The organism is Pseudomonas sp. NFACC42-2 (assembly GCF_900116055.1).
Lineage (GTDB): Bacteria > Pseudomonadota > Gammaproteobacteria > Pseudomonadales > Pseudomonadaceae > Aquipseudomonas > Aquipseudomonas marginalis.
This window is the reverse complement of the sequence record NZ_FOZO01000026.1, coordinates 19,763-44,677: the sequence shown is the minus strand read 5'-3', so window position 1 is coordinate 44,677 and position 24,915 is coordinate 19,763. Positions and strand designations below refer to the sequence as shown.

Genomic DNA, 24,915 nt, shown 5'->3' with positions numbered 1-24,915 from the left:
ATCAGGGTTTATCTTGATCCCTGGGCCAACTCAAGCTGAAACACGCTCCGCCCAAATTATTGCTTTTGCTGATCAACGCCCTGCCGCCATGCCAATAAATGATGCGCCGCACAATCGACAACCCCAGGCCATGCCCACCCGAGGCACGGGTGCGGCTGTCGTCCAGGCGCAGGAACGGCGTGAAGATACGCTCCCAGGCACTTTCCGGTACGCCGGGCCCGTCGTCCTCCACATCAATGCGGCAGCGCACCTGGCCCACCTGATAACTGATCAGCACCCGGCCCTGGGCGTGGCGCATGGCGTTGCTCACCAGGTTTTGCAGGGCGCGGTGCAAGTAGCGCGGCTCGGCATCGACCCAAGCGTCATCCCAATGTGCCGACGACAGGCAAATCCCCCTGGCCACGGTCACCTGCGGGCGCAGTGGCGATAATTCGCCAATCACCTGGTCAAGCAGCGCATCGAGGTCGACCCGTTGGAAAATCAACGCCGGCGCCCCCTGCTCCAGCCTTGCATAAGTGAGCATTTCATCCACCAGGCCGTCGAGGTCCTGGATATCACTGTCCATGCCTTCCAGGTACTTGCGCCGTGCTTCAGGCGTGGCGGCGTCGCCGATCATCTCCAGGCCGAAGCGCAGGCGTGCCACCGGTGTGCGCAGTTCATGGGACACCGCGCGCACCAGTTCACGCTGGATCGCCAACAGTTGCTGCAGGTGCTCGGCCATGCCATTAAAGGCCGCCGCCAGGCGCCCCACCGAGTCGGCACCCCGGGCCGGCACACGCACCTCGAGGTTGCCTTTGGCGATGCGCGTGGCGGCGGCTTCCAGGCCTCGGAGCCGGCGCTCAAGCTGACGCACCAATAGATAGACAATCAGGCCGATCAGGGTCAGGCCGATCAAGGCGATCAGGACCAGCCATTGCGCCGGGTACGGGCTCATCTGGTACAGCGGGCCGAGCTCCAGCACCCAGGGCGTGCCGACCATGCCGGCAAACACGCGGATCGAATCGCCGCCCTTGCCCAGGGCCATGACCGTATCGCCCTCCGATACACGGCGGCGTTGGTCGTCGTCCATATCGGCCTGATCCAGGGTCATCAGGTGCATTTCGAAACCAAAGCCCTTGGCTTCCTTTATATCCGCCAGCCGTTGCGGCTGCTCGGCCACGGGGAAGCGCACCAGTTCGTCGGCCAGCAGGTAAATGGTCGCGCGGGCCAGTTGCTCGCTGATCTGCTGCACCTCCCCGGTCAGCACCCACTGTTCCTTATCGCTGACCAGGCGCAGCACCCGGGCGGCGTGGGGGCCGGTCTGCTCCACCAGCACCTGGCCGCGTTGCAGGCGGGTGCGCTGGCTGAGGTCCAGTTGGGCATCGGTGAGGCTGCGCAATTCCAGGGGGATGCCGAGCAAACGCTCCCACACGGCCAGGGCGCGCTGGCGTTCGATGGCGCTCATGGGCTGCAGGTTATCGCCCATCAAGGCAAAGGTGCCGTGGGCCAGGCGCTCGCGGTACTGGCCACTGCGCACCTCGTTGAGCAGGTGCAGGGCCAGCACGCCGAGCAGCGCCACCAGAATCAGCGCCGCGCACATGCCGCCATAGATTCGCAGGAAGATCGAGTTCACAACGGCATATCGGCAGCGGCTTCAGGGACGAACAGATAGCCTTTGCTGCGGATGGTCTTGATCAGCCGTGGGTGGATCGGGTCATCGCCGATTTTCGGGCGAATCCGTGAGATGCGCACATCAATGGAGCGGTCCTGGCCGTCGTAGCCGATGCCGCGCAGGGCGATAAAGATTTCTTCGCGGGACAGGATGCGCCCGGCATTCGCCACCAGTAGCCACAGCAGGTCGAACTCGGCACTGGTCAACTCGATACCTTCACCCTGCAGCCAGGCTTCGCGCAGGGCGTTGTCCACCAGCAGCGGGCCGAATTGCAGGCGGCGCTGGCTTTCCACGCTGGCGGGTTCCGCCGGCTCACTGCGGCGCAACAGGGCCTGGATACGCGCGAGCAACAGGCGCGGGCGCACGGGTTTGCATACGTAGTCGTCGGCGCCCATGTCCAGGCCGAGCACCTGGTCCATGTCGTCGGTGCGGGCGGTGAGCATCAGGATCACGCCGTCGTAGCGTTCGCGCACTTTGCGGCAAATGCTCAGGCCGTCTTCGCCGGGCAGCATCAGGTCGAGAATCACCAGGTCCGGTTGCTCGGCGATGATCCGCGCCGCAGCCAGGGCGCCATCACCTTCCACGGAAACCCGCAGGCCGTTGCTTTCCAGGTAATCGCGGGTCAACTCGGCGAGTCGCTCGTCGTCCTCGACAATCAGGATGTGCCAGGCTTCTTGCTCCACGGGTGAACCTCGTTGTTATAAAGGGATGCTTTGACCGAGTCGGCCACACCTTATTTGTAATGTTTTGAGGGCATAACAGAGGCCGATTGTAGCCATGCCCAAGCCCTCTCGCACAAGCCGGGAAATCCATTCGGTGATCGCGCTTTTCTGTGATAGGGTTCGCGCCCTCAAAAATCCAACCGGCTGTTTTCAACTTGGAATATTCAGTGACAAACGGCCGAATCCAGCAGTGCTGCGGCCTACACGGGTGTTCCACGTTTCATACACATTTTACCCACAACGTTATCCACAGGCAGTACGTTGCTAAGCCCCCCAAAACGCATTATCTTGTAGCTCGTCGCAAAAAAAACCCTACATGTAGGGTTTTCAGCGAAAAGACCCAACACAAATCAGACAAGAAACTCAAGCCCTTTCTTGCTTCTGTTGGGTCTAATCCAAGCATTTTTTGAAAGCCCAAACCGCTCAAGCGGATGGCAGCCGTTTTCCAGCTCCAACAGCGGAAAACGGTACGGGTGTTGCAGTGCTTGAACCTGGCAACTGTCACCCACCAGGAATACGGCCAAGGGCGTTTGAGCCCCGAACCGAAGACTTCGGCATGGAAGCGGCGCGTTCAGCTCCCTTCCTCCTGTCCCGAAGTTGTTATGCCAGGCCCAGGCCTGCTGTAAGTGCTTCAGGACGGAACGGTGGGCACCGTGATGGTGCCCAAATAAATATAGAAATGTGGAGACAACCCCCCATGCAAACCGACACAACTCGCGAGAACCCGCAAGGCTCCGTGCCGCAGGCCGCCGATTCGACTATGGATCTGTCCGCCACTGCACCTGGCCAATTGCGCGTGATCAAGCGTAACGGGACTGTCGTTCCTTACACCGATGACAAAATCACCGTCGCCATCACCAAAGCGTTTCTTGCAGTTGAAGGTGGCACCGCTGCTGCCTCGTCGCGCATCCACGACACCGTTGCCCGCCTGACCGAACAGGTTACCGCGACCTTCAAGCGTCGCATGCCGTCGGGCGGCACCATCCACATCGAAGAAATCCAGGACCAGGTCGAACTGGCCCTGATGCGTGCCGGCGAGCAGAAAGTCGCCCGCGACTACGTGATCTACCGCGATTCGCGCGCCAAGGAACGTGCCGTCCGCACCCCGGCCGAAGAAGCCGCCGTGCAAGCGCACCCGTCGATCCGCATCACCCTGGCCGACGGCAGCTTCGCGCCGCTGGACCTGGGCCGCCTGAATACCATCATCACCGAGGCCTGCGAAGGCCTGGAAGAAGTCGACGGTGACCTGATCCAGCGCGAAACCCTGAAAAACCTGTACGACGGCGTGGCCCTGACCGACGTCAACACCGCTTTGGTGATGACCGCCCGTACCCTGGTTGAACGCGAGCCGAACTACTCGTTCGTGACCGCGCGCCTGCTGATGGACACCCTGCGTGCCGAAGGCCTGGGCTTCCTGGGCGTGGCCGACAGCGCCACCCACCACGAAATGGCCGAGCTGTACGCCAAGGCGCTGCCTGCCTATATCGCCAAGGGTATCGAATTCGAACTGCTGAACCCGGTCCTGGCCACCTTCGACCTGGAAAAACTCGGCAAGGCGATCAACCACGAGCGCGACCAGCAGTTCACCTACCTGGGCCTGCAAACCCTGTACGACCGTTACTTCATCCACAAGGACGGTATCCGCTTCGAACTGCCGCAAGTGTTCTTCATGCGCGTGGCCATGGGCCTGGCGATCGAAGAGAAGCACAAAGAAGACCGTGCGATCGAGTTCTACAACCTGCTGTCGTCCTTCGACTACATGTCGTCCACTCCGACCCTGTTCAACGCCGGTACCCTGCGTCCACAGCTGTCGAGCTGCTACCTGACCACCGTGCCGGATGACCTGTCGGGCATCTACCACGCGATCCACGACAACGCCATGTTGTCCAAATTCGCCGGTGGCCTGGGCAACGACTGGACACCAGTGCGTGCACTGGGTTCGTACATCAAGGGCACCAACGGCAAGTCCCAGGGCGTCGTACCGTTCCTGAAAGTCGTGAACGACACCGCCGTAGCGGTCAACCAGGGCGGCAAGCGCAAAGGCGCCGTGTGTGCCTACCTGGAAACCTGGCACATGGACATTGAAGAGTTCATCGAGCTGCGCAAGAACACCGGCGATGACCGTCGTCGTACCCACGACATGAACACCGCCAACTGGATCCCTGACCTGTTCATGAAGCGTGTCTTCGATGACGGCAAGTGGACCCTGTTCTCGCCATCCGAAGTGCCGGACCTGCACGACCTGACCGGCAAGGCCTTCGAAGAGCGCTACGAGTACTACGAAGCCCTCACCGAATACCCAGGCAAGGTCAAGCTGTTCAAGACCATCCAGGCCAAGGACCTGTGGCGCAAAATGCTGTCGATGCTGTTCGAAACCGGCCACCCATGGCTGACCTTCAAGGACCCGTGCAACCTGCGCAGCCCGCAGCAGCACGTGGGCGTGGTCCACAGCTCGAACCTGTGCACCGAGATCACCTTGAACACCAACAAGGACGAGATCGCCGTTTGCAACCTGGGCTCGATCAACCTGCCGAACCACATCGTCAACGGCAAGCTGGACACCGCCAAGCTGGAACGCACCGTCAACACCGCCGTACGCATGCTCGATAACGTGATCGACATCAACTACTACTCGGTGCCACAGGCGCAGAACTCCAACTTCAAGCACCGTCCGGTCGGCCTCGGCATCATGGGCTTCCAGGACGCGCTGTACCTGCAGCACATTCCCTACGGTTCGGACGCTGCGGTCGAGTTCGCCGACAAGTCCATGGAAGCGGTCAGCTACTACGCGATCCAGGCTTCCTGCGACCTGGCCGACGAGCGCGGCGCCTACGAGACGTTCCAGGGTTCGCTGTGGTCCAAGGGCATCCTGCCGCTGGATTCGCAACAGATCCTGATCGAGCAGCGCGGACAGAAATACATCGACGTTGACCTGAACGAATCCCTGGACTGGGCACCGGTACGTGCCCGTGTGCAGAAAGGCATCCGTAACTCCAACATCATGGCCATCGCACCGACCGCGACCATCGCCAACATCACTGGCGTATCGCAGTCGATCGAACCGACCTACCAGAACCTGTATGTGAAATCGAACCTGTCGGGCGAATTCACCGTGATCAACCCGTACCTGGTTCGCGACCTGAAAGCCCGCGGCCTGTGGGACTCGGTCATGATCAACGACCTGAAGTACTACGACGGTTCCGTGCAGCAGATCGAACGCATCCCGCAGGAACTCAAAGAGCTCTACGCGACCGCCTTCGAAGTGGACACCAAGTGGATCGTCGACGCCGCCAGCCGTCGCCAGAAGTGGATCGACCAGGCTCAGTCGCTGAACCTGTACATCGCCGGCGCATCGGGCAAGAAGCTCGACGTGACCTACCGCATGGCCTGGTACCGTGGCCTGAAAACCACTTACTACCTCCGTGCCCTGGCCGCGACCAGCACCGAGAAATCGACCATCAACACCGGCAAGCTGAACGCTGTGTCCAGCGGTAACCACGGTGACGATTCGGTGCTCGCCGCGCCTGCCGGCCCGGCGCCAGTGCCAAAGGCCTGCGCGATCGACGAACCGGATTGCGAAGCTTGTCAATAAGCTGAGCCGATCCCGGGGCTGAATGCTCAGGGCTTGCTCCCCCCCGATAGACCTGGATGCAGTAGGGTTTATCGGGGGGGGTTGCAACAAACACCGCAACGGCTTTATTTGGCGCCGGCACCCGCGGCACAAGTCATATGAAACCAAAGGCTATGCCTTTAGTTGGACGCCCTCCGACCTTCCCCCACAGCTCCTTTCTGCCGTGAACCACTGCCACCGAATGCAAAGACGTATCGGCAGTACCGACGACCCCTTTGGCCAAATCATCCAGGCTCACTTGCCTGACGTGATTCTTCAAGCCCAGACGATCAAAGGCCTCCTTACTCCACTCGCCATCATTTAACGAAGCAAGCGCCTGCGCGTAAGTCATTCCCCTCTTACCATCGTTGCCTTCTTCTTGGGCGCGCTTGGCACTTACGGCAAACATAAAAATGGCTTCTTTCATCAGCTCCTTATCGTTACCCTTGAAGTTCGCCGCGATGGCAGCCTGCTTCAATTCATCCTTAGTAAGATGAAGTTTATAGCCATCCCGCATGGTTACGTCGTAGCCATCCCCTACCTCTTTCACCTCCTTAAAAACATCAGTAGCCTTCTGACCAAAATGCATCATTGACGCCTTGATCGCAGAGACGGTCCCACAGTTACCTTGCGCCCCCTGACTAAATCCGGCGAAGACGTCCTTGGGTTTTTTACCGGGATTATCAAGAGACAAATCGGGCCGATAATCACCGAGGTCTGCCCCACTGAAAAGCGGACCGCCAGAATTACGTGGCCCACCACCAGAATCACGTGGCCCACCACCGAAAACACTACTGTTATTTCCGTAACCGCCACTCACCCCGCCACTGCGGCCATGACTACCGCCGCCTCCCGGCGCCACACCTGACTCAGAGAACCATTCCCTTAACTGCTCACTGAGAAACCCATGGGACGCACGAGGCGCATTAAATGTTTCATTCGCCCCGATCAACTCATTAAGGATGCCCTTGAACCTTGCATCGCCGAGCTCCTCGCGTTTTTCATAAAGTTTGTCGCGCAGCTCTCTGACAAGTTGGCCCTTGCCAGTAATTTTCGCATCCTCAAGTGCCCTGAGCAGGTTTCCGACGCTGACCTTATGCGCAGTCGGCCCACCCCCCCAAGCCGGATACCACCCCGGTCCTACAGTATGAAAATGCGAATTGCTGCTGTGATGGCCAACCTCCGATAATAAGCTCCCCATGCCCCCTCTCCCGATGTCAGATAGCTCAATGGCTTTCGGATGATGGGTGACGCGACAGGCACAGAATGTTCCATTCGATTCTTGTCAAAAAAAAACCCCTCGATCGAGGGGTTTTTAAACAAGCGCATTACGCCATGGCATCAGGTCATCTGAATGATGGTCTGCATGATGGTGCTCTGGGTGGAAATGGTCTTGGCGTTCGCCTGGTAGTTGCTCTGGGCCTTGATCAGGTCCACCAGTTCGTTGGTCAGGTTGACGTTGGAGTTCTCCAGGGAGTTGGCCACGATCGAACCCAGGGTGCCGGATTGCGGGGAGTCATAACCCGGCTGGCCCGAAGCGAAGGTCTCTCTCCAAGTGGTGCCGCCCGATGGCTGCAAGCCTTGCTCGTTGTTGAAGCTGGCCAGGGAGATCTGGCCGATGGCCTTGCTCTGCTGGTTGCTGAACGTGGCGAACATTACGCCATTGCCGTCGATTTTCAGGCCGGTGATCTGGCCAGTGGCGTAACCGTCGGTGGTCGGCGGGTTGCGGTAACTGGCGGAGTTGTACTGGGTGATATTGGCCATGTTGACGGCAATGTTTGGCGCTGTAGCCTTGTTAGGCGTCCATACGCCATTGGTCACCGAGCCCGGGATCCAACCGGCGAGCGTCAGGGTCGTGCCCGCCACACCACCGGTGCTGATACCCGTCAGTTTACCTGCACCGTCAAAGCTCAATATCGACGGCACGGGAGCAGTAGTACCGGTGGTGGTAGGCTTGGAGCCATCCAGGTTACGACCGTCAATCAGCGTGTAGGAACTCCACTGGTTGGCGTCGGTTTTCACCATGTACTGCACCATCTCGTGGGAGTTGCCCTGAGAGTCGTACAACGTGGTGCTGTACTGGGTAGTGAAGGTGGTGGTGTCGGTCGGATCGAACGGCTTGGTGGTCTGGTTGATCACCGGTTCCGACGAGTTCAGGTTACTGGTGGAGTCCACTTTGGTGGACGCCTTCGGCGGCAGGTATGACAGGTTCAGTTGCAGGTCGGTCAAGCCGCCTTTGATGATCTTGCCGTCGTCATCTGCCGCGTAGCCCTGCAGGCGCGAGGTACCGGTGTTGTTGGTGATGTAGCCGTCTTTGTCGGCACGGAAGGCACCGCTCCGGGTGTATTCCAGCGAGCCATCGCTGCCCTTCTGCACGAAGAAGCCACCGCCCTGGATCGCCATGTCCAGCACGCCGCCGCTGTTGTTGACGTCACCCTGGGTGAACTGCTGGGACACCGCTGCCAGGTTCACACCGTTGCCGATGCTGTTCTGGCCGGTGCCCAATTTGGACGCGGCGTAGATATCCGCGAATTCCGCACGGGACGACTTGAAGCCAGTGGTCGCAACGTTGGCAATGTTGTTGCCGGTTACGTCCAGTTGTTTGTTGGCCGCATAGAGGCCGCTAAGGCCGATATTAAAAGACATGTTTCTCTCCCTCTGCCGTATTTAGCCGGCTCTATGTACCGATAGTCTGAATTTGCGACAGCTTGACGCTGCCCATGCCACCTGCAAGGTTCAGCAGCATTTCGCCGCCGGTCTTGCTCAACGTCACGCTGGTCACCGTTGCCGGCAACGAAGTCGCCATGGCCACCGACTCACCCTTGTCGTTCTTGGTCGTCGCCGCGAAGGTGTAGGTGCCGGCCGGGGCGACCTCACCGTTCTCGTTCTTGCCATCCCAGATAAAGTCTGACGAACCCGCGCTTTGGGCACCCATATCGATAGTGCGCACCACGTTGCCGTCTTTATCGGAGATCTTGATCGAGACGTTGCCTGTCGCCGCAGTCACCGCCACCGAACCGGTCATGCTCTTGCTCGTGTCCACCAAGGCCTTGTTGGTCTGGGTGATGATCGAGCGCCCCACCAGCGACGAAGCCTGCAGCGCCTGCGACGAGCTGAAGTTACTGGAGATCGCATTGACCGAGTCGTTCAGGGTATTGATGCCTTCCAGGCTGCTGAACTGGGCCAACTGGGCCACGAACGCACCGTTGTCCTGAGGCGACAGCGGGTTCTGGTTTTTCAGTTGGGTCACCAGCAATTGCAGGAACGCGTCCTTGCCCAGGGACTGGCTGCCTGTCGCCGTCTTGGTAGCGTCGGCGACAGTGGTGTTGTCGGTGGCGGTCTTGACCTTGGAGTTGAAAAGGTCCTGGACTGCCGTGTTGGTCGTGGTATCAACGATGGCCATTATTTGGCGCCCCTTATCACTGACCCAGGGTCAGGACCTTCTGCATCATGGTTTTGGCGGTGTTCATCATTTCCGCGTTGGTCTGGAACGAGCGGCTGGCGGAGATCATGTCTGCCATTTCCTCGACCACGTTGACGTTGGGGTAATAGACATAACCCTTTTCGTTCGCGGCAGGATGGTTCGGCTCGTAACGGGCCTCGAGGTTGCTCTGGTCTTCGACCACACCGAGCACCTGCACACCCTGGCCGGCCGCATCCTGGTTCTGGAACAGCGAATCGCTGCCACCGCTCTGGCCACCCTGGAACATGGTGGCGAACACCGGGTGACGGGCGCGGTAGGTCTGGTCGATGCTCGAAGACACGGTCTCGGCGTTGGCGATGTTACTGGCGACGGTGTTCAAGCGCGTGGTCTGCGCGCTCATGCCACTGCCGGCAATATTGAAAACACTGGACAGGGACATGGCTTACTCTCCACGCAGGGCTGACATCAGCCCTTTGAATTTACTGTTGAGCAGGGTAAAGCTGGCCTGAAAGTTCACCGAGTTCTCGGCATAGGCCGATTGCTCCAGCTGGGCGTCGACGGTGTTCTGGTCGATCGACGGCTGCATCGGCGTGCGATACAGCAGCGACTCGTCACCACTGCTCAGGCCTTGTGCTTCGATATGACGGCTGTTTGTCATGTTCAAGGCGAAGGTGCCGTTCTTGGTCTTGTCCTGCTGTGCGGCGAGCACGGCGGAGAAATCCAGGTCCCGAGCCTTGTAGTTCGGGGTGTCGGCGTTGGCAATGTTGTTGGCCAGGACTTCGGCACGCTGGGCGCGGAAGCCCAGGGCTTGTTCGTGGATACCGAGCGCTTTATCGAAGCTGATGCTCATGGCGGAAACCTTTAGGCTGACCTGCTGTTCGTTAACAGGGTTATAGCAAGGCGCATGCCAATATCTGATACCCCCGTAAATCAAGGGGTTGCGAAGAGCTTGCCGGCGGCAATGCCAGAAAAGCGGCAACGGGTTTCCGCGTGGCGCCAGTAAAGCGGCAATGGGGAGTTGCCGCTTTCTTCAACTTTGCCGCAGAAACAAATGTGGGAGGAGGCTTGCCCCCGATAGCGTTTGATCAGTTGATGTCTCTATCACTGATACACCGCTATCGGGAGCTAGCCCCCTCCCACATTATTATTTGGCCTGATTATTTGGCCTGGTAGATGATCCCAGGGCTGCATTGCACCATCTGGAAGTGATCCGGCAAACCATTGAGCGCCTCGGATGCACCGAGAAACAGGTAGCCGCCACGCTTGAGGGTGCCGTGGATGCGCAACAGGATGTCTTTCTTCACCTCGGCCGAGAAGTAGATCAGCACGTTGCGGCAGAACACCATGTCGAACTTGCCCAGGCTGGCGTAGCTGTCGAGCAGGTTGAACGAGCGAAACTCCACACGGTTCTTGATCGGCGCCTTGACCGCCCAACGCCCTGCCCCTTTCGGGTCGAAGTAGCGTTGCAAGCGTTCCTGGGACAAGCCACGGCCCAGGGCCAGGCTGTCGTACTCGCCGGTCTTGCAGTTGGTGAGCATGGTGCCGGACAGGTCGGTGGCGACGATCTGCGCTCCGGCTTTCAGTTGGCCCATGTTGGTCCGCTCGAACTCATCGATGGACATCGAAATCGAGTACGGTTCCTGACCCGAAGAGCAGGCGGCCGACCAGATACGCAGGCGCTGGCCCGGGCTGGCCTTGATGGCCTCCGGCAGCACTTTGCTCTTGAGCACTTCAAAGGGGTAGGTATCGCGAAACCACAGGGTTTCGTTGGTGGTCATGGCATCGACCACCATCTCCTTGAGGCCACTGCGCGGCTGGCCCTGGATCCGTTGAACCAACTCGCCCAGGGACTTGATGCCCTGCTGCTCCATCAGTTTGTTAAGACGGCTGGATACCAGGTATTGCTTGTTTTCACCGAGCAATATGCCACAGGCTTTTTCCAGGAAGACCCGGAACTGTTCAAAATCCAAATTACCCGTAGACACTGATACCGCCTCTAAAATCGTATGACCGCCAGGGGAAAACCCTAGCCGTGATCTGCTGCCTTGATCCGGTCGACTACCCGGGATGCCAGGTCATCAGGGCGGAATTTGGCCAGGAAGTCATCGGCACCGACTTTCTTGACCATCGCCTGATTGAATACGCCCGACAACGAAGTATGCAGGATGATATGCAGTTTTTGCATGCGTGGATCGCTGCGTATCTCAGCGGTGAGGGTATAGCCGTCCATTTCCGGCATCTCGATGTCAGAGATCATCATCAAGAATTCTTCTTCCGGCTTCTTGCCTTCATCCACCAGCTTGCGCAGGTAATCCAACGCCTGGCGCCCGTCATTGAGGGCGACAACGTCCACGCCGACGGTTTGCAGGCAGCGAGTCACCTGTTTACGCGCCACCGAGGAGTCATCCACCGTCAGCACACGCAGCGAGACCGCCTTGTGCGCCGTTTCGGCGTCGACCACTCCCACGGAAATCGATTCCGAGGTGGGCGCCACTTCGGCGAGGATCTTCTCCACGTCGATGATCTCCACCAACTGGTTATCGACCCGCGTCACCGCCGTGAGGTAGTGATCGCGACCGGTGCCCTTGGGCGGCGGATGGATCTCTTCCCAGTTCATGTTGACGATGCGCTCCACCGAGCGCACCAGGAAACCCTGGGTCTTGGTGTTGTACTCGGTAATGATCACGAACGGGTTCTCGCGATCCTGCAGGCCGGCCGAACCGGTGGCCAGGGCCAGGTCAAGAATCGGGATAGTCGCACCACGAATATTCGCCACACCGCACACCACCGGACTGGACTTTGGCATGATCGTCAGCTTGGGACATTGCAGCACTTCCCGCACCTTGAATACGTTGATGCCATACAGCTGCTTGCCATCCAGGCGAAACAGCAGCAACTCCAGGCGATTCTGCCCTACCAGCTGTGTGCGCTGGTTTACTGAATCCATTACTCCTGCCATGCCATGACTCCTACGCTAAAACCTTTGGCTATACCTACAAGGGCGGCGCGCCCCAACACTAAAACGGCACGAGCTTTGCTATTTGTTGAATTATGGACATTAAAACGACAGTTTCCCGACGCCTTCACCTGACACGGTTTTGCAGATTGCTCTGCGCACCGCTGGCGCTGCTTGCCTTCAGCCTGGGCACCACGGCCCGTGCAGAGAACGTCACCTTGCCTGATCTACTTATCGGCGTCACCCAAGGCTTTCTTGAGTTCACTGTAGAAGATTATCTGGCAACCACACAGACGCCGGGGCGTTATGAAATCCAGGTCAACCAGTTGGACCCGCGTCTGCGCATGCCGATGTGCGACAAGGAATTGACAGCGACCCTGGAAAGTCCCGCACAACCGATCGGGCGCGTAACGGTAAAGGTACGCTGCGAAGGTGCCTCGCCCTGGACCGTGTTTGTACCGGCCCAGGTCAAATTGTTCCGTGATGTGGTGGTGGTTGCCCGCCCGCTGAAACGCACGGGCATCATCGATTTCGAGGACGTCGTACTGCGTGAGCGCGACATCAGCCAGATCAGCCAGGGCTACCTGACATCCCTGGACCAGGCCATCGGGCAGAGATTGACCCGACCAGTGGTCACCGATCAGGTCATTACCCTGGTGCACCTGGAACAGGCGGAGGTCATCCGCAAGGGCGACCAGGTGGTGATTTCCGCGAGCAGCGGCGGCTTGAATGTGAAAATGCCGGGCGAAGCACTGTCCAACGGCGGCATGAGCGAACAGATTCGCGTCAAGAACCTCAACTCCAACCGCGTGATCAAGGCGCGGGTAACAGCCCCAGGGCAAGTCGAGGTCGCTTTATAGACTACTGGTACAGGACGCTGGGTTTTCCTACACTGTGCACGAGAGGCCCCGTGCGGAGATTTATTGTCATTCGCGCCTAAAGTTTGTCCGGGTATGGCCGAAAACATGGCAAGCGTCCAAATACCCAGAGGTTTTTTTATCATGGTCATCGATTTCAGCCGTTTGAATAACACCCCGACGACGTCAGGCACTACGCGCACCACCAGTCCCAAGGACAACGTAGAAGCCAAGGCTCCGGCGCTGCCCGCCAAGGCAGAACAGGCCAGTGCCAGCCAGAGCGGGGAATCCGTACACCTGAGCAATGAGGCTCAACAGTTGCAGAAGGTCACTGACTCGCTGCGCGATCAACCGGTCGTCAATAAAGCCCGCGTGGCCGAATTGAAACAGGCGATCGCCGATGGCAGCTATAAAGTCGACAGCAACCGTGTAGCCAGCAAGCTGCTTAACTTCGAAGCCGAGCGCTAGGCAAAGGCCTGCGCAGGGCTTTTGGACGCTTAAAACCCAAGGCCAGCCATGCATCACGACGAACATTTGCTTCAACTGATCATTGATGATCTAGCGCCGACGCAACAATTGCTCGAGCTGCTCAAAGAAGAATCACTGGCCCTGTATGGCCGGGACATGCCGCTGCTGGAAGAAATTCTGGCACGCAAGCAGTCGTTGATCGTCCTGCTGGAACAGCACGGCAAAAAACGCAGCCAGATCCTCATCAGCCTCGGCCTGCCGGCAGACCACGACGGCCTGGCGCAGTTGGCCAGCCACTCCTCGGTCGGCGATCAACTGCTGGCCCAGAGCAAAGAACTCAACCAATTGCTCGCCCAGTGCCAGGAAGCCAACCTGCTTAACGGTCAGTCGATCCAGCTTCAGCAAGCCACGACCGCCAACCAGTTGCGTATACTCCACGGCGGAGAGCCTCCGGCACTCTATAACGCCCAGGGCTCCACCTCGCGCCTGGTCAAGCCAAGCACCCGCAGCCAAGCCTGACACCGGTTTACAGCGCGCCCTATCCAAGGCACGCCACATGCTGGCAAAATGCCGGTTCTTGCGTGTAGTCGTATTTTGTCTGGAGATGGAAGAACCGTGTTCAACGCCCTTAATGCGGAAGATGCCCCGCAGCCACCCAAGGTCCTCACCACGCCTCTGGAAATCGCCGGCACCTTGCGGATGCTGCAAGACAGCCATGATCCGCTGATCATCACTTTCCACGAACGCAGCCAGCGCTTCCAGAGCTACCTGGTGGACGTCAACCGCGACAGCAACATGCTGGCGCTGGACGAAATGATCCCCCGCGACGGCGAGCGCCACCTCGAAAACGGCGAACCCTTTCGCATCGAAGGTTTCCATGATGGCGTACGCATCGCCTGGGAAAGCAAGGGCACCCTGACCATCAGCGAAAAAGGCGGCCACCGTATCTACACCGGCAGCCTGCCGGACGAGGTGGTCTATCATCAGCGCCGCAATGCCTTCCGCGCCGCACTGAAGCTGGCGCAACTGGTAAATATCGAGCTGGGCGGCGAGAAACTTCAGTTGCCGGTCAACGGCAAACTGCTGGATATTTCCGCCACCGGCTGCAAATTGCGTTTTGAAGGCGATATTTCCGAGCGCCTGCAACTGGGCCAGGTCTACGACCGTTTTATCGCAGCCCTGCCGTTTGGCAGCATGACCACCGCCGTCGAACTGCGATACCTGCACTTCGAGGAAAGGATCAACACGACCTTTGCCGGTGTGCGCTTCCACAACATGAGTGGTTTGGTGCAACGCCAGGTCGAGCGTTTTGTGTACCAGCTGCAGCGTGAAGCACGACGGTTCGACAAAGACGACGATTTTTGATCCTTAACGATCGCAGAAAAAAACGGGCAGACCCTTTGGGATCTGCCCGTTTTTGTTTTCAGGGGCGCGCCCTGCTCAATTCGTGAGGATGCTCGTCCGGCCCCAGGGGCTCAGGTGGCCCTTCGAAGACGGGCTCATCCACCGGCGGCTCCGGATCGACCTGCGGCTCGGGATCAGGGACAGTCTGCATCTGCTCCTGCACCACCTGCTCGTCGACCCGCGGGTCCAGCGCCGCTACCAGCGGTGAACTCGACATACTGTCGGGCATTGCCACGTGATGCAGGGGGGCATCTTCCACCTGGTGCAGATTGGTCACCGCTTTAGGCCGGATTCGCCACACCAGGATCAGCGCGCACAGACTGAAAAACGCATACAGCATCTGGCTGCCGAACAGCTTCATCACCACACCCGCCAGCAACGGCCCGACACTGGCGCCGATACCGTAGGTCACCAGCAGCATGGCCGTCAGCGATACCCGGCGATCCCCCTCCACATGGTCGTTGGAAAACGCCACCGCCAAGGGATACAGGCAAAACTGCACGAGAGAACACAGGAAGCCCGCCACAAACAGCACTTCCAGCGGCACTTGGGTCATGATTGCCAACGGCAGTGCCGCCACCGCCAGGCACAAGGCGAAGCAGCGGATCAGCAGCGCGCGATCATAACGATCCGACAACCAGCCCAGGGGCCATTGCACCAGCAACCCGGCAAAAATGCAGCTACCCATGAACAGACCCACCTGTTCGGTGCTCAGCCCTTGCTGGGAGGCATACAGCGGCGCCAGGCCGTAGAACGAACCGACGATCAACCCCGCCCCCAACACCGTACTCAGCGACTGCGGCACGCGCTTGATAAAGAAGCGCGGCTCCATCGGCGCAGGATGCAAGGCCGCCGGGTGAATGCGCCGGGTCATGGCCACCGGCACCAGGCATAGGGCGAAGCACAGCGCCACCAGCATCAGCAGCTCAAGGCCAAGCTGGGGATGCATCACCAGTATCAACTGGCCCAATACCAGACCCAGGTAGGAGGCGATCATATAACCGCTGAACACTACGCCACGCTGCTTGGCATCTGCCTGCTCATTGAGCCAGCTCTCGATGACCATGTACTGGCACATCATCCCCAGGCCCACGATTATCCGCAGCACAATCCAGGCCGGCAGCCAATCGACCAGGCCATGGCCCAGCACCGCCGCACCGACAATCCCGGCACAGGTGGCATAGGCACGGATATGCCCGACCCGGGCAATCAGGCGATGCCCGATCTTGCCGCCCAGTACCAGGCCAAAGTAGTTGGCCGCCATCAGCGCACCCACCCATAGACTGTCGACATGGTCGGCCGCCAGGCGCAAGGCCAGGTAGGTACTGAGCAGGCCGGAGCCAATCAGCATCATCAAGGAGGCGAAATAAAGGGCTCGAAAAGATTTCCAGATCTGGCGCATCGGCGTTCCGAGCGGCTCCTTGCGGTGAGAGACAGGGCTATCGGCATGATAGTCCGGGGTGACCGGGTCCGGACAGGCAACATGCGCTGTTTCCGGGGATTATTTTGCTTAACAGCTCAGACGCTGTCGGATGGCGCGCAAGGTACATGGTTGCGACAAATACATCACGGCACCTGCTGTGAACCTTGATCGGCGGCAAGGTTCGACCCGGGTGCAAAAAGATCGAGCGCCCACAAAAAAGCCCCGCCAGGAGGTTCTGTGCGGGGCCTTCTTTAATGGGCTACGAATCTGGTGTCCCAGGGCCGGTTCGAACGGCCAACCTTCCCCTTAGGAGGGGGATGCTCTATCCAATTGAGCTACTGGGACAAAATGACAGCCATCAGGCCAAGGGCACTGCGACGGACGGCGTGCATGTTAACGGCCGAGGTGGGTTTTGTCATGTCGTCCGTGGGCTTTTTAAGTGTAGGCCGAGCCTTGCCCGAGCAATTGCGGTTTCGCCCCGCGAATACGGGCACCTGGCCTGATCGTGCAAAATGCAACCATCCAAAATGCCAGCATTGCAAATTGCAATCCGAGCCCTTCTCAATTCACACTCAACACATTGATTTTATTGAATTAATACATTGGCACGACACCTGCAACAGTTCTCCTGCAAACCCCATCCAGCCAAGGCATTAAACGGAGAACACGACCATGAACAGTGCCATTCTGTTAGCTCTCAACACCGTCGCCCTGGCTGCACTGGTGATGTTCCATTTCCAATCGACGGGCAGCAACGACCCCGCCCAGATCAGCCAGCAGGCAGTTCCCCACCACTTGCAACAACGTCCGCAACTGGCCGTGATGACGCCGAATGCACAAGCGCCAGTACGCGTGACTCAAGGCATCCAGGCCGCGCCTGCCTCTGAACACTGGGTTTTTTAAGGACACTGATGATGAGCAAATTTGCCTGGCTGTTCCTATGCCTGACCATCACCACTGGCCTTATGGGCCTGAGTGCAAGCTCCCAGGATGGGCAAACCAGCGCATTCGTCGCCGCCGGCGTTTTCGCAGGCCTGCTTCTCTTGACGCTCTTCGTCGGTCGCCGAATCAAATTTGATCCGGTTTTGCGCTGACCCCTCCCTTCTCTGCGCTGCCCTCCCCTACCTTATGTCGCCTCGTCCTAGTAAATCGGCAAATTGCCACTAGTCTTAAAACCAAGGGCAAAAGGCCACTTTGCTATAGGATGTGCGACCTAAAACCCTGTGGTGGCCTGGACTTACGGGAAGTTCCCTCGTGGAATCACTCGTGGAAAAGTTTTCCAACCAGTCCGCAAAAATGCAAATGAGTGCTGGCATAAAGCCTCCAGGCAGTTCAATATTTGTCACAGAATTGACGCCAAGGAACTGGCAAATCTGAGGCATGATGCGGCCTCTTTGCAATTCGGGTTGAACTTTGGTCGTGAGTCTTGTCTTAACACTCATCTTGCGGCCAATTCCAATAACCGCTCCCCTGAACTAACCGGTTAAATATATGCGCCCATTGAAACAGGCAATTTATTCCAGCCGTACGGCTGACAAGTTCGTCGTACGTCTGCCAGACGGAATGCGGGAACGCATTGCCGAGGTGGCTCGCAATCATCACCGCAGCATGAACTCCGAAATCATCGCGCGCCTGGAGCAGAGCCTTATTCAGGAAGGTGCGCTGGGTGACGAACTGAGCATGCGCCTGGACAGCCCCGAGCTGTCGCTGCACGAACGCGAACTGCTGCAGCGTTTTCGTCAGCTCTCCCATCGCCAGCAAAATGCTCTCGTCTCGCTTATCGCGCACGACGTCGAGGCGGCCGCAGAAGCCAATTGATCCGCCACTGAAAGCCGAAGCCAGCCCTGTGCTGGCTTTTTTTTGCCTGGGATTCATAGGGCTCGACATTCTGCAGAGGGCGCCCGCCCGAGACAGATCAGAGCAGGAAGATCGTCGCCAAACCGAGGAAGATGAAGAAGCCACCACTGTCGGTCATGGCCGTGATCATCACGCTGGCGCCCATGGCCGGGTCGCGCCCAAGGCGTGCCAGGGTCATGGGGATCAGCACCCCCATCAGGGCCGCCAGCAGCAGGTTAAGGGTCATGGCAGCGGTCATGACCACCCCCAGGGACCAACTGCCGTACAGCAAGTAGGCCACCACACCAATCACCCCACCCCACACCAGGCCATTGATCAGGCCCACGGCCAACTCCTTGCGCAGCAGGCGCGAAGAGTTGGCGGTACTGACCTGGTCCAGCGCCATGGCGCGTACGATCATGGTGATGGTCTGGTTGCCCGAGTTACCACCTATGCCTGCCACAATCGGCATCAACGCCGCCAAGGCCACCAGCTTCTCGATGGAACCTTCGAACAGCCCGATCACACGGGAGGCGATAAACGCGGTAATCAGGTTAACGGCCAGCCACGCCCAGCGGTTATGCAGGGAACGCCAGACTGACGCAAAAATATCTTCCTCTTCACGCAAACCCGCCATGTTGAGGACTTCGGTTTCACTCTCTTCACGAATCAAGTCGACGATTTCGTCGATGGTCAGACGGCCGATCAGCTTGCCGTTCTTGTCGACCACCGGGGCGGAGATCAAGTCGTAACGCTCAAAGGCCTGCGCTGCGTCGTAGGCATCCTCATCAGGGTGAAAGCTCACAGTATCGCTGGCCATCAGGTCAGCAACCTTTTTCTCAGGATCGTTGACCAACAGGCGCTTGATCGGCAGCACGCCTTTGAGAATGCCTTCATAGTCGACCACGAACAGTTTGTCGGTATGACTCGGCAGCTCTTTCAGCCGGCGCAGGTAACGCAAGACCACTTCCAGGCTGACGTCTTCGCGGATGGTGACCATCTCGAAGTCCATCAGTGCGCCGACCTGATCCTCGTCATAGGACAACGCGGAGCGCACGCGCTCACGCTGCTGGCCGTCAAGGGCCTCCATCAACTCATGGACAACATCACGCGGCAACTCTGGAGCCAGGTCGGCCAGTTCGTCAGCGTCCATCTCCCTGGCGGCCGCCAGGAGCTCGTGATCGTCCATGTCGGCGATCAGGGTTTCACGGACCGAGTCGGATACTTCGAGCAGGATGTCGCCGTCGCGGTCGGCCTTGACCAACTGCCAGAGGGTCAGTCGATCATCCAGCGGCAAGGCTTCGAGAATGTAGGCAACGTCGGCGGAGTGCAGGTCATCGAGCTTGCGTTGCAACTCGACGAGGTTCTGGCGGTGAACCAGGTTTTCCACCAGGTCGTTATTCGGACCTTCCTGGCGGTGCGTGAAATCTTCGACCACGCGCTGGCGCTGCAGCAGCTCGATGACTTGAGCAAGGCGATCCTGCAGGCTTTCTTGTGTTTTCTTTACTTCTACTTCGGTCATAGGCGAACTCCACTCCCAGCAGCGGGGCACGCCGGAAGGATCAATCAGTCAATTCATGATTGGTAAAACGGGGTACTGAGTAACTACTGGGTAAGTCCATGGAGGTATTCCATAAGCCCCGGCGGGGCTGACGGGCGCAATGATACACCGTGCGTCCGTTTTTAACGTCAAAAAACTGGAAAGAACAAGCGCTTGCGAGCCAAAGTTGAGTATTGGCCACACCTATTCAACTGCGACGCCATCACCGGAATGAAAAACACACGAGGGAGGAGAAAAAGATAAGGATCTACACAAACCCCAGACGGCAAAAAGCCCGCACTAGGCGGGCTTTTTGTTTGTATGGTGCACTCGACAGGATTCGAACCTGTGACCGCTCGGTTCGTAGCCGAGTACTCTATCCAGCTGAGCTACGAGTGCATTTGTTGCCGCGCATTATAGGCCGTTCAATCTCTATGTAAAGCTATTTTTTCGTTTAATTTCAACAACTTAGCGAAAAAACCAGATTGCAACGTACTAAGCAAATAATGGCGGAGAACGGGGGATTCGAACCCCCGACACCCTTTTGAGGTGTACTCCCTTAGCAGGGGAGCGCCTTCGGCCACTCGGCCAGCTCTCCGCAACACGGGGCGTATATTAACCACGTTCATCCCCGTTTGCAAACATAAAAAACGATAAAAATTAAAGGCTTGGTTCTTCGTCCTTCTCTTTCTTGATCCGCAAGAAGATTTCCTCGCGATGGACCGCCACCTCTTTCGGAGCGTTAACCCCGATACGCACTTGATTGCCTTTGACGCCGAGCACGGTCACGGTGATTTCGCCATCACCGATAATCAGGCTTTCTGCGCACCGACGAGTCAGAATCAGCATACCTTTCTCCTCACGCATTTCATTTCAGGAACAACAGTCTGCAAAAAAAAGGCGTTCGACCTACGACTCGATAGCCATAGCCCTAACGGCCTAAGTATTGTCGAGCGCACGCAAAAGACCATGCGCCCTACAAAAAAATGAAAGGCGCGGTAAACCGCGCCTTCCTGGCATTGCGTCACTCGCCCTGTCGGGCCGGAGCATCCAGCTCGAAAGCTGTATGCAGCGCGCGTACAGCCAGCTCCAGGTACTTCTCTTCAATCACCACCGAGACTTTGATTTCCGAGGTAGAGATCATCTGGATATTGATGCTTTCCTTGGCCAAAGCCCCGAACATCCGGCTGGCAACGCCGGCATGGGAACGCATGCCCACACCTACGATCGAGACCTTGGCAATCTTGGTATCGCCGACCACTTCACGGGCGCCAATTTCGCTCGCGGTGTTCTCCAGGATTTTCAACGCCGCATCGTACTCGTTGCGGTGCACGGTGAAGGTGAAATCGGTGGTGTTATCGTGCGAGACGTTCTGCACGATCATGTCGACTTCAACATTCGCATCGCTGATAGGGCCCAGAATCTTGAAGGCCACGCCCGGGGTGTCTGGCACGCCACGGATCGTCAGCTTGGCTTCATCGCGGTTGAAAGCGATGCCGGAAATGATCGGCTGTTCCATGGATTCCTCTTCATCAATAGTAATGAGGGTGCCCGGACCCTCCTTGAAGCTGTGCAATACGCGCAGCGGAACGTTGTACTTGCCGGCGAACTCCACCGCGCGGATCTGCAACACCTTGGAACCGAGGCTGGCCATTTCCAGCATCTCTTCAAAGGTGATCTTGTCCAGGCGCTGGGCCACGGACACCACACGCGGGTCGGTGGTGTAGACGCCATCCACATCGGTGTAGATCTGGCACTCGTCAGCCTTGAGGGCCGCAGCCAGGGCCACACCGGTGGTATCAGAACCGCCACGCCCGAGGGTGGTGATGTTGCCGTGCTCGTCCACACCCTGGAAGCCCGCTACAACTACCACGCGCCCGGCTTTCAGATCACTGCGAATTTTCTGGTCGTCAATCTGCAGGATCCGCGCCTTGGTGTGCGCGCTGTCGGTGAGGATGCGCACCTGGCTGCCAGTGTAGGACACGGCAGGCACGCCACGCTTGTTCAGGGCCATGGCCAGCAAGGCGATGGTCACCTGCTCGCCGGTGGACACGATCACATCCAGCTCACGCGGCAGCGGCTGTTGCTCGCCACTGATGGCCTTGGCCAGTTCGATCAGGCGATTGGTCTCGCCGCTCATGGCCGACAGCACCACGACCAGGTCGTCACCGGCATCGCGGAATTTCTTAACCTTGTCGGCCACCTGCTCGATTCTTTCGACAGAGCCGACCGAGGTGCCTCCAAATTTCTGTACGATCAAAGCCATTTCCAAGCCGCCTCAGCCCGTAAAGGGGCGCCTAATATCCAATCAACCAGCACAGAACAGCCCGTGACTAGACCACGGGCGGGTTAACAGTGCCTTAAATACCTGCCTCGACAAATGGCACGGTCAGGGCCAGGGCCGCGTCCAGGGCACTGGCGTCTACACCACCGCCTTGCGCCATGTCCGGACGACCGCCGCCCTTCCCGCCCACTGCCGCAGCGGCTTGCTTCATCAAATCACCGGCCTTGAGTTGGCCAGTCAGGTCCTTGGTTACACCGGCAACCAGCACGACCTTCTCCTCATGGACACTGCCGAGCAGGATCACTGCGCGGCCGAGCTTGTTCTTCAACTGATCGACCAGGGCCAACAGCGCCTTGCCGTCCTGGCCGTCCAGGCGTGCAGCCAGGACTTTCACGTCCTTGACGTCAACGGCCGAAGCCGACAGATCGTCGCCCGCAGCGCTGGCCGCCTTGGCTTGCAACTGCTCCAGCTGTTTCTCCAGCGCACGGTTGCGCTCCAGAACGGCGGACAACTTGTCGATCAGGTTGTCGCGGCTGCCCTTGACCAGGCTGGCCGCTTCCTTGAGTTGTTCTTCCGCCGCATTCAGGTAGGCCAGGGCCGCAGCGCCGGTCACCGCCTCAATACGACGCACACCCGACGCCACGCCGCCTTCGCTGATGATCTTCAGCAGGGCGATATCGCCGGTACGGTTGGCGTGGATACCGCCACACAGCTCCACCGAGAAGTCGCCGCCCATGCTCAGCACGCGCACGTTGTCGCCGTACTTCTCGCCGAACAGCGCCATGGCGCCCTTGGCCTTGGCCGTCTCGATGTCAGTCTCTTCGGTTTCTACCGGGGAGTTCTTGCGAATCTCAGCGTTGACGATGTCTTCCAGGGCCTTGATCTGCTCAGGCTTGATCGCTTCGAAGTGGCTGAAGTCGAAACGCAGGCGCTGGCTGTCGACCAACGACCCCTTCTGCTGGACGTGCTCGCCCAGCACCTGGCGCAGCGCGGCGTGCAGCAAGTGCGTGGCCGAGTGGTTCAGCGCGGTGGCATGGCGTACGTCGGCATCGACCTGGGTGTCCACCGGCGCACCGACCGTCAGGTTGCCCAGCACCAGCACGCCGTGATGCAGGAACGCACCGCCGGTCTTGGTGGTGTCGCGCACCTCGAAACGACCGGAGGTCGAGCTCAGGAAACCACAGTCACCGACCTGGCCACCGGATTCGGCGTAGAACGGCGTCTGGTCCAGGACCACAACCGCTTCTTCGCCTTCGCTCAACACGTCGACCGATTTACCATCTTTATAAATGGCAACGATCCTGGCCGCGCCAACGGTCGCCTTGTAACCGGTGAACTCGGTGGGCACGTCAACCTTGACCAGGGTGTTGTAGTCCAGGCCAAAGGAACTGGCAGAACGGGCGCGCACGCGCTGGGCTTCCATCTCACGCTCAAAGCCGGCTTCGTCGACGGTCAGCTCGCGCTCACGGGCAATGTCGGCGGTCAGGTCCATCGGGAAACCATAGGTGTCGTAAAGCTTGAACACCACGTCGCCCGGCACCACGGTGCCTTTGAGCTCGGCCAAGTCCTGTTCCAGAATCTTCAGGCCGTGCTCCAGGGTCTTGGAGAACTGTTCTTCTTCAGCCTTGAGCACACGCTCGATGTTGTCCTGCTGCTGCTTGAGTTCCGGGAAGGCATCGCCCATCTCGGCAACCAGTGCGGCGACGATCTTGTAGAAGAAGCTGCCGGTGGCGCCCAGCTTGTTACCGTGGCGGCAGGCGCGACGGATGATGCGACGCAGCACGTAGCCACGGCCTTCATTGGACGGCAGTACGCCGTCGGCGATGAGGAAACCGCAGGAACGGATGTGGTCCGACACCACCTTGAGGGACGATTGGCTTTCATTGGCACAACCAATGGCCGCGGCCGACGCGCTCAGCAGGTTGGTGAACAGGTCGATCTCGTAGTTGGAGTGAACGTGCTGCATCACCGCACTGATCCGCTCCAGGCCCATGCCGGTGTCCACCGAAGGCGCTGGCAGCGGATGCAACACGCCATCGGCGGTGCGGTTGAACTGCATGAACACGTTGTTCCAGATCTCGATGTAACGGTCGCCGTCTTCTTCCGGCGAGCCCGGCGGGCCACCCCAGATGTCGGCGCCGTGATCGTAGAAAATCTCGGTGCATGGGCCGCATGGGCCGGTATCGCCCATGGTCCAGAAGTTGTCGGAAGCGTAAGGCGCGCCCTTGTTGTCGCCGATGCGAATCATGCGCTCGACGGGCACCCCGATTTCCTTGGTCCAGATGTCATACGCTTCGTCGTCCGTCGCGTAGACGGTCACCCAGAGTTTTTCCTTGGGCAGCTTCAACACGCCGGTCAGGAAGGTCCAGGCGAAGGTAATCGCGTCTTTCTTGAAATAATCACCAAAGCTGAAGTTACCCAGCATTTCGAAGAACGTGTGGTGGCGAGCGGTGTAGCCGACGTTTTCCAGGTCACTGTTCTTACCGCCGGCACGTACGCACTTCTGGCTGCTGGTGGCGCGGGTGTAGGCGCGTTTTTCCTGGCCCAGGAAGCAGTCCTTGAACTGGTTCATCCCCGCGTTAGTGAACAGCAGGGTGGGGTCATTGCCTGGGATCAAGGAGCTGGAGGAGACACGGGTGTGACCTTGCTCTTCGAAGAAGCGAAGGAAGGCTTCACGGATTTCTGCGCTTTTCATAGGTTCTTCCACGGAGGCTGCGGCCAAAGGCCAGTGCGCAACATC

Annotated in this window: 22 protein-coding genes and 3 tRNA genes; 8 read left to right on the top strand and 17 right to left on the bottom strand. The window is 58.8% G+C overall.

The features are described from left to right. Position 1: 1 nt before the first annotated feature. Entirely contained in the window at positions 2-1,612 is a 1,611-nt protein-coding gene (locus tag BM416_RS27715; protein ID WP_092490097.1) for an ATP-binding protein, read from the bottom strand. After that, positions 1,609-2,334, bottom strand: a complete 726-nt coding sequence (locus BM416_RS27710; protein WP_065939076.1) for a response regulator — start codon at positions 2,332-2,334, stop codon at positions 1,609-1,611. Before BM416_RS27710 ends, BM416_RS27715 begins: the two co-directional genes overlap by 4 nt. A gap of 736 nt (positions 2,335-3,070) precedes the next feature. Between BM416_RS27710 and BM416_RS27705 the strand changes: the two genes are divergently transcribed. Then, on the top strand, positions 3,071-5,965 hold the full coding sequence (locus BM416_RS27705) for a ribonucleoside-diphosphate reductase subunit alpha (RefSeq protein ID WP_092490096.1): 2,895 nt from the start codon (positions 3,071-3,073) through the stop codon (positions 5,963-5,965). A gap of 133 nt (positions 5,966-6,098) precedes the next feature. On the opposite strand, the gene BM416_RS30505 is transcribed toward BM416_RS27705, so the two are convergent. The 7 genes from BM416_RS30505 to BM416_RS27665 all read right to left on the bottom strand — a co-directional run bounded on the left by BM416_RS30505 (position 6,099) and on the right by BM416_RS27665 (position 12,366). After that, the gene (locus BM416_RS30505) at positions 6,099-7,184 is read right to left on the bottom strand and encodes a hypothetical protein (protein WP_139237784.1); all 1,086 of its coding nucleotides are present in this window, start codon (positions 7,182-7,184) and stop codon (positions 6,099-6,101) included. A gap of 140 nt (positions 7,185-7,324) precedes the next feature. Further along, positions 7,325-8,629 (bottom strand): flagellar hook protein FlgE, encoded by a 1,305-nt coding sequence (gene flgE, locus BM416_RS27690; RefSeq protein WP_092490093.1) that lies wholly within the window; start codon positions 8,627-8,629, stop codon positions 7,325-7,327. Between the two features lie 31 nt (positions 8,630-8,660). After that, complete coding sequence (flgD, locus tag BM416_RS27685; RefSeq protein WP_027607786.1) at positions 8,661-9,386, bottom strand: flagellar hook assembly protein FlgD; 726 nt, start codon at positions 9,384-9,386, stop codon at positions 8,661-8,663. Between the two features lie 16 nt (positions 9,387-9,402). Next, on the bottom strand, positions 9,403-9,846 hold the full coding sequence (flgC, locus tag BM416_RS27680; protein WP_024076985.1) for a flagellar basal body rod protein FlgC: 444 nt from the start codon (positions 9,844-9,846) through the stop codon (positions 9,403-9,405). A gap of 3 nt (positions 9,847-9,849) precedes the next feature. Beyond that, the gene (gene flgB, locus BM416_RS27675; RefSeq protein WP_003175633.1) at positions 9,850-10,257 is read right to left on the bottom strand and encodes a flagellar basal body rod protein FlgB; all 408 of its coding nucleotides are present in this window, start codon (positions 10,255-10,257) and stop codon (positions 9,850-9,852) included. 307 nt (positions 10,258-10,564) lie between these two features. Further along, positions 10,565-11,392, bottom strand: a complete 828-nt coding sequence (gene cheR / locus BM416_RS27670; protein WP_027607785.1) for a protein-glutamate O-methyltransferase CheR — start codon at positions 11,390-11,392, stop codon at positions 10,565-10,567. Positions 11,393-11,433: 41 nt separating this feature from the next. Next, the gene (locus BM416_RS27665; RefSeq protein ID WP_027607784.1) at positions 11,434-12,366 is read right to left on the bottom strand and encodes a chemotaxis protein CheV; all 933 of its coding nucleotides are present in this window, start codon (positions 12,364-12,366) and stop codon (positions 11,434-11,436) included. Positions 12,367-12,458: 92 nt separating this feature from the next. On the opposite strand from BM416_RS27665, the gene flgA reads away from it, so the two are divergent. From flgA to BM416_RS27645, 4 genes are all read left to right on the top strand, one after another. Next, complete coding sequence (gene flgA / locus BM416_RS27660; protein ID WP_092490092.1) at positions 12,459-13,223, top strand: flagellar basal body P-ring formation chaperone FlgA; 765 nt, start codon at positions 12,459-12,461, stop codon at positions 13,221-13,223. A 141-nt stretch (positions 13,224-13,364) separates the two neighbouring features. Then, the gene (gene flgM, locus BM416_RS27655; protein WP_065939081.1) at positions 13,365-13,688 is read left to right on the top strand and encodes a flagellar biosynthesis anti-sigma factor FlgM; all 324 of its coding nucleotides are present in this window, start codon (positions 13,365-13,367) and stop codon (positions 13,686-13,688) included. A gap of 48 nt (positions 13,689-13,736) precedes the next feature. Continuing rightward, positions 13,737-14,207 carry a flagella synthesis protein FlgN gene (locus BM416_RS27650; RefSeq protein WP_027607781.1) on the top strand — a complete coding sequence of 157 codons (471 nt, stop codon included), beginning with the start codon at positions 13,737-13,739 and terminating at the stop codon, positions 14,205-14,207. 96 nt (positions 14,208-14,303) lie between these two features. Beyond that, a complete protein-coding gene (locus tag BM416_RS27645; protein WP_092490091.1) occupies positions 14,304-15,053 on the top strand; it encodes a flagellar brake protein in 750 nt (249 codons plus the stop codon). A 58-nt stretch (positions 15,054-15,111) separates the two neighbouring features. Here BM416_RS27645 and BM416_RS27640 read toward each other — a convergent pair whose 3' ends face one another. Both BM416_RS27640 and BM416_RS27635 read right to left on the bottom strand, forming a co-directional pair. After that, a complete protein-coding gene (locus BM416_RS27640) occupies positions 15,112-16,494 on the bottom strand; it encodes an MFS transporter (protein WP_065926186.1) in 1,383 nt (460 codons plus the stop codon). Positions 16,495-16,783: 289 nt separating this feature from the next. Beyond that, a tRNA-Arg gene (locus BM416_RS27635) sits at positions 16,784-16,860 on the bottom strand. A gap of 327 nt (positions 16,861-17,187) precedes the next feature. Between BM416_RS27635 and BM416_RS27625 the strand changes: the two genes are divergently transcribed. The 3 genes from BM416_RS27625 to BM416_RS27610 all read left to right on the top strand — a co-directional run bounded on the left by BM416_RS27625 (position 17,188) and on the right by BM416_RS27610 (position 18,333). Continuing rightward, the gene (locus tag BM416_RS27625; RefSeq protein WP_092490089.1) at positions 17,188-17,418 is read left to right on the top strand and encodes a hypothetical protein; all 231 of its coding nucleotides are present in this window, start codon (positions 17,188-17,190) and stop codon (positions 17,416-17,418) included. Positions 17,419-17,429: 11 nt separating this feature from the next. Then, positions 17,430-17,609 (top strand): PA3371 family protein, encoded by a 180-nt coding sequence (locus BM416_RS27620; RefSeq protein ID WP_092490088.1) that lies wholly within the window; start codon positions 17,430-17,432, stop codon positions 17,607-17,609. Positions 17,610-18,006: 397 nt separating this feature from the next. Next, positions 18,007-18,333 carry an Arc family DNA-binding protein gene (locus BM416_RS27610; protein ID WP_003175643.1) on the top strand — a complete coding sequence of 109 codons (327 nt, stop codon included), beginning with the start codon at positions 18,007-18,009 and terminating at the stop codon, positions 18,331-18,333. 97 nt (positions 18,334-18,430) lie between these two features. Here the strand turns inward: BM416_RS27610 and mgtE are convergent, their stop codons facing one another. The 6 genes from mgtE to alaS all read right to left on the bottom strand — a co-directional run bounded on the left by mgtE (position 18,431) and on the right by alaS (position 24,870). After that, positions 18,431-19,873 (bottom strand): magnesium transporter, encoded by a 1,443-nt coding sequence (gene mgtE / locus BM416_RS27605; RefSeq protein WP_092490086.1) that lies wholly within the window; start codon positions 19,871-19,873, stop codon positions 18,431-18,433. 340 nt (positions 19,874-20,213) lie between these two features. Beyond that, a tRNA-Arg gene (locus BM416_RS27600) sits at positions 20,214-20,290 on the bottom strand. 108 nt (positions 20,291-20,398) lie between these two features. Beyond that, positions 20,399-20,489, bottom strand: a tRNA-Ser gene (locus BM416_RS27595). Positions 20,490-20,551: 62 nt separating this feature from the next. Next, positions 20,552-20,740 (bottom strand): carbon storage regulator CsrA, encoded by a 189-nt coding sequence (gene csrA / locus BM416_RS27590; RefSeq protein ID WP_003233512.1) that lies wholly within the window; start codon positions 20,738-20,740, stop codon positions 20,552-20,554. 175 nt (positions 20,741-20,915) lie between these two features. Further along, entirely contained in the window at positions 20,916-22,157 is a 1,242-nt protein-coding gene (locus BM416_RS27585; protein ID WP_065939088.1) for an aspartate kinase, read from the bottom strand. A 94-nt stretch (positions 22,158-22,251) separates the two neighbouring features. Further along, on the bottom strand, positions 22,252-24,870 hold the full coding sequence (gene alaS, locus BM416_RS27580; protein ID WP_065926189.1) for an alanine--tRNA ligase: 2,619 nt from the start codon (positions 24,868-24,870) through the stop codon (positions 22,252-22,254). Positions 24,871-24,915 lie beyond the last annotated feature (45 nt).